The following is an 11,289-nucleotide window of genomic DNA, read 5'->3' on the forward strand; positions in this document are numbered from 1 at the left end:
TTAGAAGAGCAGGAACTGGACCAACACCAGATGCTGACGTTTGAGGCTGAGGCTATTTCAGCCAAGGTCAACTTCAGGCCGGCGCAATCTGTGGTTAAACCCCAAATGAGTGGCCCACAAACAGCAACCGTTGTCGGTAAAGCCGGAGAGGAAATCTGGACCGACAAATATGGCCGCATCAAGGTGCGCTTTCACTGGGATCGTCACAGTGCAGCTGACGACAGCTGTTCATGCTGGATCCGCGTTGCTCAGACGATGGCGGGCAAAAACTGGGGCAGCATACATATTCCAAGAGTGGGCCAGGAAGTACTGGTAGACTTTTTACAGGGCGACCCTGACCAACCTATTGTGATTGGTGGCGTGTTTAACGGCTCGGCATTGCCACCTTATGAGCTGCCTGCCAATGCAAACAAATCCGGCTTTAAGTCACGCTCCAGTAAAGGCGGTGGTAATTTCAACGAAATCCGCTTTGACGATGAAAAAGATCAGGAGCAACTGTTTGTACACGCCGCCATGAATATGGATACCGCTGTCACTAAAAACAGCTACGAAACCATCGGCGAAGACAAACACCTGAGTGTAAAACAGGACTTTTACACCAAAGTGGAAAATAACCGCCATGAAGATATTACCAGTAATCACATTGAACAAATTGGCGGCGACCTGAACCTGCGTATTGGCGGCAAAGAGGCCAAAGAGGTTAGCCAGTCATCCTCATTAAATGTACAACAAGACCGTTCTGAGCAAGTCGGTGGTAACGCCTCGCTGCTGGTAAACAACGATTACTATGTAAAAGCCACCAACCTGTGCTTTGAAGCGTCGGGCAATATCACCTTGCAGGTTGGCAGTAGTTTCATCTCAATGGACAGCGGCGGTATTTCAATAAAATCGAACGGCAAAATTGAAGTGGTGACTGCGGGTAATCTGACGTTGTCAGGCGGTGGAAAAACCGATGTGGTCGCGGCGGGTCAGGTCTCCGTCAGTGGCGGTTTGGTCAAGATTAATTAACAGGTAAGCAAGATGCCAGGTCCAAAACCGGGAAACCCTGTAACAAACATCAATGCCACTAAGCCTGAGGCGGTGCATCTGGCTGACAGCGCTGATCCGGGCGAAGTTAATAAACTCAAGGTACAGCAGCAAACACAGCAAAGCGGTAAATACGGGCAAACCAAAGCCAAAGCCTTTAAACCTTTGCCGATTGCAGTCAGCAGCAAAGACAAAGCACAGCAACAACAGCAGGTTAAAACCAGCTGGGTGGGCATTGAACTGGTCGATGAAGCTGGCCAGCCGTTAGCAGGCCACCCTTACACCATTACCCTGCCCGACGGCAGCGTCAAAACAGGCACTACTGATGCCAAAGGCCGCGCCAGAGTTGAGCAATTTGCGCCAGGTAACTGCACACTGACGCTGGAACAGCTGGATGAAAAATCATGGTAGTAACTGGCAGACGCTCAGTGATGTTGGCTGCGTATTCTGACGGTTGCACAGGACGAAATCAGCGCCAAGGAACCAGATTATGCAACGCATAAGAATACTCGCGGGTGATTGCTGCGCCAGCCTGGCCAAAGAGTTCGGTTTTGCTGATGGCAACGCCATTTACCAGGCACCGGAAAACCAGGACTTTAAAAAGTCTCACCGTAATATGCATGTGCTGACTACCAATCAGGTACTTTGCATTCCCGATAAAAAGGTCAAATGCGAACCACTTAAACCGGAGCAATATAACCGGTTTGTGGTGAAAGGCGTGATCGCTGAATTTATCGTCAGTATCGGGGATTTTGCCGGCAGCCCGCTGGCCAATCACGACTACGAACTACAGGTAAACGGGATTAAACACAGCGGTAAGCTCGATAGCGCCGGCAAGTTGAAAGTGAAAATTGATGCCACAGCCAGAACCGGTGAATTAATTGTTTACTTAGACAAAGATCGCAAGAACAACCTGTTCTGGACACTCGAATTTGGCGCCTTGCAAGATGTGGTGGACATTGCCGGTATTCAGGCCCGCCTGAATAACCTTGGCTATGTTTGTCGTAATGAAGATGGCGACCTGGATGACTCCACCAAGGCTGCCATTAGCCGATTCAAACTGGTAAATGGCTTGGCCGTCAATGACCGGGTTGATGGTGCCCTGGTGTCGAAACTAAACGATGTATATGGGTTTTAAGGAATATCCGTCATGGCTAAAGTAGCGCGTTCCAGCAGCAGCCAGAGCAATAACAACACATTACGCGTACACAAAATGAAAGTGTATTTCCAGTTGTACCCCGGTAAGTCAGGCAACAACAATGAACGTCCGGTGTCGTCTGATGTGGAGTACGAGCTGTATCTGAATAATCGTTTTTCACAATCCGGCCAATTGCAGGCCGATGGCAGTGCCGAAGTGTTTATTCCTGCCGGCATGAGCGCTGAACTAAAAGCACTGGGTAGCAGCTATTTACTGCAACCCGCGGTCAATCTGGAACCTTACAACAGCATTAAGGGTGCGCAGCAACGTCTGCGGTTACTCGGCTATTTTGCGGGCGCCGCCGACGGCAAGTGGGACGCTGCATTTGACCGTGCCATCCTCAATTTTCAGGCCGACCACAACATAGATAGCAGTGGCAACTTACATAACGAAACCTACGATAAAATTAAATCAGAATTTGGAGAATAAGCGTTAGTGGCCAAACACATTGCGATTAAAACAGAATGCAGGGTAGTTCCGGTACGCTTTCAACGCGCTGTTATCGGCCCTCCTGACAGACGCTATCCCGACATTGATGAACGCGGTTTTAACCATGTTATTCCTGCAATGAATAATTTACCGGCATCCACGGCGGTGCGTGGCAATGCCGTGTCGATTGCGCATAACCATGAGGTCGAGATCCAGCTGGTGCGCGAGGATATTGATGACAATGCCGTGCTGTATGTCAGCTCGTCTGACAACAACGTATTTACCGTAGAGAGCCCGACTGTCAATCAACCTTGTACGCCTGGCAAAACCTGCAATATTCGTTTGCGTACGCAGTACGTGCTGAACTGGACGCCGGCAGTTGCTAACCTGGAAGTGCATTATCAGAAAAAAGACGGGCCTGTGATTGCCCGTTTAGTTGTCTATGTGATGCCGCTGATGAGTGTCAATGTGCAGCCACATATTGTTGCCATTAACAGCAAAACAGCCCCCGGTGTGCCGCCAAAGATCAGTTTTGATCCGATTGCGAAACTGGCTGCGGATATATGGTTCAACGCCGGGGTAGACCTTAGCTTCGCCAAAACCAAACTGCTGGCCGTCAATGCATCTGGCACAAATTATCTTAAATTCAACGAAGTTGACCTGGTACTGAAACATCACTGGACAGCGGGCTATATCAACGTTTATGTGGTTCAGGAGTTGGAAGACGCCTTGGGTTATGGCTTTAGCACGAACGACTATAAAGGATATAAACTCAGTCACCCCGGTGTATTTCTGGGGTTGCAGACTAACGGTGGTAGCAGTTTGGACCGCAGTAATGATGTCGTGTTTTGTGCCAATGATATTGCCCATGAAATTGGCCATTTCTTTACACTGAGGCATCCGTCAGATGGCCCTGACAACAATATTCCCGGTTGGGGGCGCTTCGACAGCTGGTCAATGCGTTTTTTAATGCATAACTGGAATACCACAAGGCGCAGCCGCAGTGCCACGCCACATAAAGGTGCTGACTGGCCGGAATTTAATACCTTTGGTTACGGCAGTGGCGCGCACGGCGCATACCGCGGCGCAGCTATCCCGTTAAAGGCCATCAATACCGGTAAAGCCTGCATTGACGGCCATTGCGCCATAGTGCGTAACCATATCGCCAAAGGGGCGAACAATTTATACGGGACCTAGTATCTGATGACATTGATATGCGCACGCCTGAGCCACAGCCACTATGCTGGCCTGATGCTAGCCTTGCTGGCAGGCGTTGCCATACTTTTACCCGTTAGCGCACAACAGTCCTGTGATAAAACACAGACATCACAGGTACAGATAAAGGCTGGAGAGCAGAATATGTCAAGGTTAACACAGGCGGTACTGGAGCATGATACCGACGCGCGCAATATCGCCTCAACCATGGGGCAAGCAGCCTTAAATGAGTTAGCCCCTTTGCTGGCACATCAGGATGCATCAATCAGACTGCGCGCTGTGATGGCCCTGGGTGGCGTTGATATTCTGATCAGCAAAACCGCCTTATTCAGCGCGTTGGATGATGCGGATCCGAATGTTATGCACGCTGCGCTGGCGGAAATTGAGCAGCAACAAGCCAAGTTATCAGTACCTCTGCTGGTGGGGCTGTTAGACCGGTTGCAAGACGACAACGCTAAAAACCGGCTTATTCTGATTTTGGGTCAGCGCCTGGATATCACACAAAGCGCTGCGCTGGAAAAATACTGCAATGTAGATCAAGCCGTGAGTGTCGCCTTACACAGCATGGCAGCACTGGCGAAAATTGGCGTGGAGCAGCGGCGCAAGCAGTTCTCGGCCTACTTACTCACCATCAAGGATGCCGATACTTTTGCTGAAGCATTTCAGCTGGTTGAATACATCAATCAACCCTGGCTGGTGGCGACATTGCGCCAGTTATTATCCAATAAGCAGCAATACAAATCATTGGGCGGACATTTCCCCGGCTTCCCCACGACAATTCGGGTCTGTGATGCGGTAGTGATGCTGATTGGCGCGCTGTTACCGCAACTTACATTAAGCTTCGACGCCAGCGTTTATGCCAACTTCAGCGATGAACAAATTGCTGAATTAAATTACGCCAGTGCCAAGGTTAAATACTAATAGTCCACGCTTGTGCAGGAGAGAGTATGGCGATTCAGGTTACAATGGGTGCAACGCTGATGTGCTCGCAAGGTCTTGCTCCCGGCACGCTGGTAGTCCCACCGCTAAATAGGACACTGGCCGATGGTTTGCCAGCAGCAACCATCATGGACCAGATCCCCATTGTTAATATTCCGCCCTTTGGCATGTGCCGTTCACCGGCAAACCCCACCGTAGCCGCAGCCACCGCTGCCGCTATGGGAGTGCTGACGCCGATGCCCTGTATGCCTGTCATTGCTGCACCCTGGTCACCGGGGTGTGCAACGGTGCAGATTGGCAATAAACCGGCTTTGAATAACACCGCAAAATGCATCTGCAATTGGGGCGGTACTATTTCTATCACCAATCCGGGGGGTAAAACCGTACAAACGCCTTAAACCTGACTGTCCATATAATTTTTTGCTCACCTGCAACTTACACATCGGTTGTTTCGTATGTTGTTTCGATCATGCTGAAACCCATTTGAGCAAAGCGTTTTTGGACACCCTACACCTATGGCAAATTTGCATCTGGCACTTATCACCAATATCCCTGACCAACAGCTAATTACTTTTCGTTTTAACGAACGTGGCGGCAGTGTTGGCAGATCGCAGGATTGTGACTGGCGGTTAAATGATGCCGAGCGATTCATCTCTAACAAGCACATTATCATTTCGTTTGTTAACGATCATTTTCTGGTTACCGATACCAGCAGCAATGGCACCTACATTAATGACAATGCCCGGCCGCTGGGCAAAGGTAATTCTCACCGTTTGCAGCTAAATGACATTATCAAGCTGGGCACCTTGTACCTTCAGGTCAATGCAATAGACTTGTCACCGGCTCATGTACCTGCCCCGCCCATGCCGGCGGCAGCTTTTGCACCAAACAACCTATCGGCAACAGATTCTGATTTACTCGACTTAGTCTCGGGTAAACATACACCGGCTACCAGCGCCTCAGCCAGCCACGCAGCACCGCTTAATTCGTCGCTTACATCTGCCGTTCCCCCGCAAGCGAGCAGCGCTAAAACAGATAATTCAGGTTTGTTTGATATTTTATCCGCCGGTATATCTGGTAGCAGCCCCAGCGGTATGGCTGCACCTTCGGCTGCTGGCGAGGCAAGTATCCCCGCCCGGCCGCAATCAGCGGCTTCGCCCTTTTTGCCTCAGCACAGCGACAACACCATTCCTGATAATTGGGATTTGGATGACGAACCGGCGCAAATGCTAACGCCACCGGCAACATCCGGCGATGTTGCTGACCACGGCGGGCCGCTAAGTAGCCCAACGGCGAGCGCAAATAACATACCAGAGTATCCGCACTATGCTGCAACGGCCGCTGCAGCTGAGCCAACACCGCAACCAGCAAGCCATAGTGCTGTCGATGTAAAGGCTGTTGCTGCACAGGCTGCGGATGTTCAGGCGGTAAATGCAAAGGCTCCAGTGCCGCAGGCAACAGCTGGCAATAAGCAGGACGACTTTTTTACCTTGTTGTACCAAAAGCTGGGGCTGCCTGCGGCGTACATGCAGTCGGTTGATAAAGCCGAATTTGCCAATGATCTGATGCAGGTGCTGATGACATCAACTCAGGGGTTAATGGCTTTATTGGCCGGGCGCTCGGTGCTTAAACAAGAGTCACGGTTATCCATGACCATGATTAAACCCCAGTCCAATAATCCGATTAAGTTTTCCCTCGACCCCAGCGACACGCTGGAAATGCTACTGGTGAAGAAAAAGCCCGGCTATTTGACCGCGCAAGCCGCTTATGCCGAAGCCATGCATGACTTGCAGTTGCATCAGATGGCGTTTTTATCAGGGCTGCAAGCGTCACTGCAAGGCATTTTAGACGAACTCTCACCCGGCAACATTGAACAAGAAGCAAATGAAAAAGGCCGCGGACTAATGGACTTTAAAGGGCATGCACGCAACTGGGAAACCTTCGCTAACAAACAGCAGACCTTGCAAAAACAGGTTAAAGAGAATCTCAACGATATTTTATCGCGGCACTTTTCTGCAGCTTATGAAAGCTACATCAGCAATGCCAAAACCAACCGCCAGGGAGACTGACATGGCACCGACATTACGAAAATGGACTTTGCGCTGGTTCGCCCTGCTGCTTGGCAGCTTACTGCTGAATGCCTGCGCCTCATCACCTGCCGATACTAAGATCGACTTTACCCTCAGCATCAGCGCTGCAGACAATATCAATCCGGATTTTCAGGGCGCACCCTCATCTGTGGTGGTTCAGGTGTATCAACTTACCAGTGCCGGCAATTTTCAGGATGCGCTGTACGAAGACCTGTTTAACGGCAATGCCAGTATGCTTGGCAGCCAGCTTATCAGTATGAATAACTACCTGATTGACCCGGGTTCAAACCAAAACCTGGAAACGGAAATTTCTGCCGACACCAAATTTATCGGCGTGGCCGTTGGCTACCGCGAGATCAATCTGGTGTCCTGGAAAGTGGTGCAGCCCATTGCAGACGATTCATTGCTCGACAGCATCAATCTGTTTGCCAGCAAAGGCATGCTCATCTCGATAGAACAAAACAATGTGCGGGTAAGCACGAATTAACGTTGTGTCGTCAACAACACGGCTTAAACACAATCCAGCGCAAATGATTAAGGATATTGCTTAAATGGCATGGGAAAAACGCGTGGTATGGACCGAAGGCATGATGCTTCAGCCGCACCATTTTCAACAGCAAAGCCGATACCATGAAGCCCAGTTAAGGCAAGCGGTCAATGCCTGCATGCCGTATCCGTGGGGTTTATTAACCGTTGAGATTGAGCAATCATTACTCAAATCGGGCAAATTCGGCATTAATCGTGCTGAAGGCGTATTCAATGACGGTAGCCTTTTCAGCATTCCGGAAACCGACAAACTGCCTAAAGCGATAGATATTGACCCGTCTCATCTTAACGCCACGCTGTATCTGGCGTTGCCCATTCGTCGCCAGGGCAATAATGAAATCAACCGTGAACAAGCCAGTGCCGGCCGTTACCAGTTGGCAGAGCAGGAGATCCGTGATGTCTCAGGCCTGACCAATAACAAGACCTTTGTTGAAGTTGCCGGTTTAAATTGTTCATTGCGCACCAGTTTGCAGGACAACAGCGAGTTTGTTTGCCTGGCGCTGGCCAAAGTGGACGATGTCAGCCCGAATGGCAACGTTAGCTTAAGCGCAGATTTTCTCGCACCCTCACTAAATTGCCGAACCAGCGCCTACCTTAGCCACTTTATCAGCGAGCTGGTCAACCTGACACAACACAGAATTAAGTCGCTCGCCAGCCGGGTGTCAGTGGCAGGTAAGTCGACCAACAGTGAAATAACCGATTTCATGATGTTGCAAACCCTAAATCGCCACTTGCCGATGCTGCGCTATATGGACAACGCCGACAGCATTACGCCGTTTTACCTGTACGAGAAATGGGTCAGCTTAATTGGTGATATGAGTACCATTATTCAGGCAGACAAAATGGTGCCTGTGCTGCCACACTACCAGCATCAGCAGCTGAATGATGTGTTCCCGGCCCTGATTGAACAACTGCGCAAACTCTTCAGCGTCGTACTGGAACAAAACTCGGTCAATATTCCATTACAAGAGAAGAAGTTTGGCGTTCGGGTAGGCAATGTCGCCGACCGAACACTGTTTAGCAGTGCCAGCTTTATTCTGGCGGTCAGCGCTGATATACCAGCCGACAATATTCGCCAGTTTTTCCCGCAGCAGGTAAAAATCGGCCCGGTTGAATCCATTAAAGAATTGGTCAATTTGCAGCTTCCCGGCGTTCAGGTAACACCGCTGGCGGCGGCACCGAGAGAAATCCCCTATCAACGTCACTATGTGTATTTTGAGTTGGTACAAACTGGCGACACCTGGCAAGCGCTTGCCTCGTCAGGCGGCATCGCCTGCCATATCGGCACGAACTTCCCTAATTTAACCATGGAGCTTTGGGCTATCCGGAGTTAACAGCATGCACAATGACGATGACTTATCCAAAACCATGCTGATCCCCAATCCTGGTGGCCGTCGTAGCTATAACGCTCAACATGACGAACTAAGCAGAACACGGCTGTCGCCCGCTGCTGCAGGTGCTGGTGCTTATGCGGCAACCGGGCCTGCTGCTACAGACATCGCCGGCGAAAATATCCTGTTAAGTGAAGCCCGCGACATCATCAGCCTGGCCAGCCATTTGCGCACCCTGGCACCCAGCAATAGCATTGAACAACTGCGGCTGGATGTGGAAAATCTGTTCCGCCAGTTCAGCAATACTTTGAAAGAGCAAGGCACAACAGATGAAGTCATGCTGACAGCGCGCTACCAGCTATGCTGCCTCATCGACGAGCTGGTGTTAAGCACGCCCTGGGGGATCGACAGTCCCTGGAGCCAACAAACTCTGCTCAGTAAGTATCACAATGAGACGTCCGGCGGTGAAAAATTCTTCCTGATCGCCAATAAGTTAATGGAGCACCCGCAGCGCAATCTGGATTTGATTGAACTCGCCTACGTTTGTTTGTCGCTGGGGTTCAGAGGTAAATACCGCCTCAGTCAAACCAGCGACAGCGACATCAATAACATTTGTCAGATGCTGTACCAGCCTATTGCGCTATACCGTCCGGTTGCCGCAGATTTATCGCCGTGCTGGCAAGCGGCGCCAGCACTGGCGCCCAGTATTGAAAAGCGTATTCCGCCTACCTTGTTATTGCTGTTTTTAAGCTTTATCTGCGTGGCGGTGTTTATTGGCTTGTTATCCAACCTCAATGCCAAGGCATCGCCTTTGCTTGCAAAAATTGAGGCCATTGCCTGGGATGAGCTGCTGTCAAACGCATCAGAGCAAAGCCGCCATCAAACCGGTATTGATGAGGTTGTCAGCCAACTGCGCAACGCGCTGCAACCGTCCATCGCAGCCCATAAGGTTACCGTGGCAACACAAGATAATATGGTCGTCATCCGCCTGATCAGCGAGGCGTTATTTCCGCCCGGCAGTACTAAAATCAGTGAAGCTGAATTACCCAATCTGAATACATTGGTACAGGCCATCTCAGCTTATGCCAATTCTGTCATTATTGTTGGCCATACCGATTCAACCGGGCGTGCCGAATCAAACTGGACCATCTCCAGATTGCGTGCTGAGGCAATAGAAAACTGGTTGCATTCAACCTCCCCTACTATCAAAAACTCTATTACCCGTGGCATGGCAGATACCCAGCCATTGGTCAGTGGCCGCGATGCCAGTGAAAACCGTCGGGTTGAACTGCTCCTGTTACCCAAGGAATAACGTGAATGTTAGCCAAACTGCAAAAGGTTTCCTCACACTCTTTATTTGTCCCGGTCATATGCTTAACCCTGGCCGTTATGTTGATCCTTTTCGCCGGCCCTTATATCGCCATTGCCGGCCAGGTGCCGCTGGCGGGCTGGTTAACGCGCTTGCTATTGTGCTGCGCATTAATCGCGGCTTATGTGCTGTACAAGTACATTCAGCATCTGAAATCGTTACAACAGCAAGACAAACTGGTGGCGGAAATCGCCGCCGCAGATGATGGTGCCAGTCAGGCCATTGACGCCGAAGCGAGCGCTTTGCGCGATAAGTTTAAGTATGCCTTTGAGGCACTCAAGCACACCAAAGGCGGCCCTGCGTCGCTGACGCAGATCCCCTGGTACATGATTATCGGCTCGCCCGGTGCCGGTAAAACCACGTTGTTGTCTAATTCGGGCTTATCGTTCCCGCTGGCCGACAAACTCGGCAACAAGGCGCTGCTGGGTGTGGGCGGCACCAAAAACTGTGATTGGTGGATTACGCAGGACGCCGTGTTACTGGATACCGCCGGACGTTATGCCTCGCAAGACAGCTTTCAAAAAGTAGATGAGTCCGGCTGGATGAATTTTCTCGCCCTGATTAAACGCTTTCGAAAAAAACCGATTAGCGGACTGCTGGTTAGCATCAGCATGACTGACGTCATCAACCTTAATGAATATGAGCTCAGCCAGCAAATTGCCCAGATAAAGCAGCGTATCGCCGAGGTAAATGATTATTTTAATACCCGCTTTCCGGTGTATGTGATTGTCACCAAGGCCGACATGCTGGCAGGCTTTAGCCAATTCTTTGATACGTTTTCACACAAAGAGCGCGAACAGCCGTTCGGTTTTACCTTTGATGCTGCTACCTCTGCCAGCGATTATGTCAGCCACGATTTCGCACAACAGTTTGCCGCCTTGTACAAGGCCATTGTGCGGCGCCAGTGGAGCCGGCTCTCCATAGAACGCGATACCGGTCGTAAGAACTTGCTGTATGCTTTTGGTGAACAACTGTCGTCACTTAAACTGCCGCTTGGCAACATCATCCGCCAGCTCAGCAGCACCGATGATGGAATGAGCACCGGCATTGTCCGCGGCCTGTACTTTACCAGTGGTACCCAGTCAGGCGCGCCGATCGATCGCATGCAGGCCAGGATCTCACAGGTTTTTGGCATGCAGGCCAGCC

General features: G+C 50.6%; 12 protein-coding genes. All 12 read left to right on the top strand.

The features are described from left to right. The coding region (locus VIN66_RS00650; RefSeq protein ID WP_331922194.1) for a type VI secretion system Vgr family protein at positions 1 to 1,008 on the top strand (1,008 nt) is incomplete at its 5' end. A gap of 12 nt (positions 1,009 to 1,020) precedes the next feature. Beyond that, positions 1,021 to 1,437 carry a carboxypeptidase-like regulatory domain-containing protein gene (locus VIN66_RS00655; RefSeq protein ID WP_331922195.1) on the top strand — a complete coding sequence of 139 codons (417 nt, stop codon included), beginning with the start codon at positions 1,021 to 1,023 and terminating at the stop codon, positions 1,435 to 1,437. 79 nt (positions 1,438 to 1,516) lie between these two features. Beyond that, positions 1,517 to 2,164, top strand: a complete 648-nt coding sequence (locus VIN66_RS00660) for a peptidoglycan-binding domain-containing protein (RefSeq protein WP_331922196.1) — start codon at positions 1,517 to 1,519, stop codon at positions 2,162 to 2,164. Positions 2,165 to 2,176: 12 nt separating this feature from the next. Continuing rightward, positions 2,177 to 2,653 carry a peptidoglycan-binding domain-containing protein gene (locus VIN66_RS00665; protein WP_331922197.1) on the top strand — a complete coding sequence of 159 codons (477 nt, stop codon included), beginning with the start codon at positions 2,177 to 2,179 and terminating at the stop codon, positions 2,651 to 2,653. 6 nt (positions 2,654 to 2,659) lie between these two features. Further along, entirely contained in the window at positions 2,660 to 3,850 is a 1,191-nt protein-coding gene (locus VIN66_RS00670; protein ID WP_331922198.1) for a hypothetical protein, read from the top strand. Positions 3,851 to 4,012: 162 nt separating this feature from the next. Continuing rightward, positions 4,013 to 4,789: a HEAT repeat domain-containing protein gene (locus tag VIN66_RS00675; protein ID WP_331922199.1), complete on the top strand. Its 777-nt coding sequence runs from the start codon at positions 4,013 to 4,015 to the stop codon at positions 4,787 to 4,789. A 26-nt stretch (positions 4,790 to 4,815) separates the two neighbouring features. Next, positions 4,816 to 5,205: a DUF4280 domain-containing protein gene (locus tag VIN66_RS00680; protein WP_331922200.1), complete on the top strand. Its 390-nt coding sequence runs from the start codon at positions 4,816 to 4,818 to the stop codon at positions 5,203 to 5,205. Between the two features lie 117 nt (positions 5,206 to 5,322). After that, on the top strand, positions 5,323 to 6,876 hold the full coding sequence (gene tagH, locus VIN66_RS00685) for a type VI secretion system-associated FHA domain protein TagH (protein WP_331922201.1): 1,554 nt from the start codon (positions 5,323 to 5,325) through the stop codon (positions 6,874 to 6,876). Between the two features lies 1 nt (position 6,877). Further along, positions 6,878 to 7,384, top strand: coding sequence for a type VI secretion system lipoprotein TssJ (gene tssJ / locus VIN66_RS00690; RefSeq protein WP_331922202.1), 507 nt, complete (start codon positions 6,878 to 6,880; stop codon positions 7,382 to 7,384). Positions 7,385 to 7,448: 64 nt separating this feature from the next. Next, positions 7,449 to 8,777 carry a type VI secretion system baseplate subunit TssK gene (tssK, locus tag VIN66_RS00695; RefSeq protein ID WP_331922203.1) on the top strand — a complete coding sequence of 443 codons (1,329 nt, stop codon included), beginning with the start codon at positions 7,449 to 7,451 and terminating at the stop codon, positions 8,775 to 8,777. 4 nt (positions 8,778 to 8,781) lie between these two features. Then, a complete protein-coding gene (icmH, locus tag VIN66_RS00700) occupies positions 8,782 to 10,086 on the top strand; it encodes a type IVB secretion system protein IcmH/DotU (RefSeq protein WP_331922204.1) in 1,305 nt (434 codons plus the stop codon). Between the two features lie 77 nt (positions 10,087 to 10,163). Further along, a partial coding sequence (tssM, locus tag VIN66_RS00705) for a type VI secretion system membrane subunit TssM (protein ID WP_331922205.1) occupies positions 10,164 to 11,289 on the top strand: 1,126 nt, incomplete at its 3' end.

It is taken from the genome of Rheinheimera sp. (genome assembly GCF_036568245.1).
Classification (GTDB): domain Bacteria; phylum Pseudomonadota; class Gammaproteobacteria; order Enterobacterales; family Alteromonadaceae; genus Alishewanella.

What these genes read in the sequence shown, in the direction of transcription:
- VIN66_RS00655 (WP_331922195.1), top strand. Translation starts at nt 1,021, where the DNA reads ATGCCAGGTCCAAAACCGGGAAACCCTGTAACAAACATCAATGCCACT.
- VIN66_RS00660 (WP_331922196.1), top strand. Translation starts at nt 1,517, where the DNA reads ATGCAACGCATAAGAATACTCGCGGGTGATTGCTGCGCCAGCCTGGCC.
- VIN66_RS00665 (WP_331922197.1), top strand. Translation starts at nt 2,177, where the DNA reads ATGGCTAAAGTAGCGCGTTCCAGCAGCAGCCAGAGCAATAACAACACA.
- VIN66_RS00675 (WP_331922199.1), top strand. Translation starts at nt 4,013, where the DNA reads ATGTCAAGGTTAACACAGGCGGTACTGGAGCATGATACCGACGCGCGC.
- VIN66_RS00680 (WP_331922200.1), top strand. Translation starts at nt 4,816, where the DNA reads ATGGCGATTCAGGTTACAATGGGTGCAACGCTGATGTGCTCGCAAGGT.
- tagH (WP_331922201.1), top strand. Translation starts at nt 5,323, where the DNA reads ATGGCAAATTTGCATCTGGCACTTATCACCAATATCCCTGACCAACAG.
- tssJ (WP_331922202.1), top strand. Translation starts at nt 6,878, where the DNA reads ATGGCACCGACATTACGAAAATGGACTTTGCGCTGGTTCGCCCTGCTG.
- tssK (WP_331922203.1), top strand. Translation starts at nt 7,449, where the DNA reads ATGGCATGGGAAAAACGCGTGGTATGGACCGAAGGCATGATGCTTCAG.
- icmH (WP_331922204.1), top strand. Translation starts at nt 8,782, where the DNA reads ATGCACAATGACGATGACTTATCCAAAACCATGCTGATCCCCAATCCT.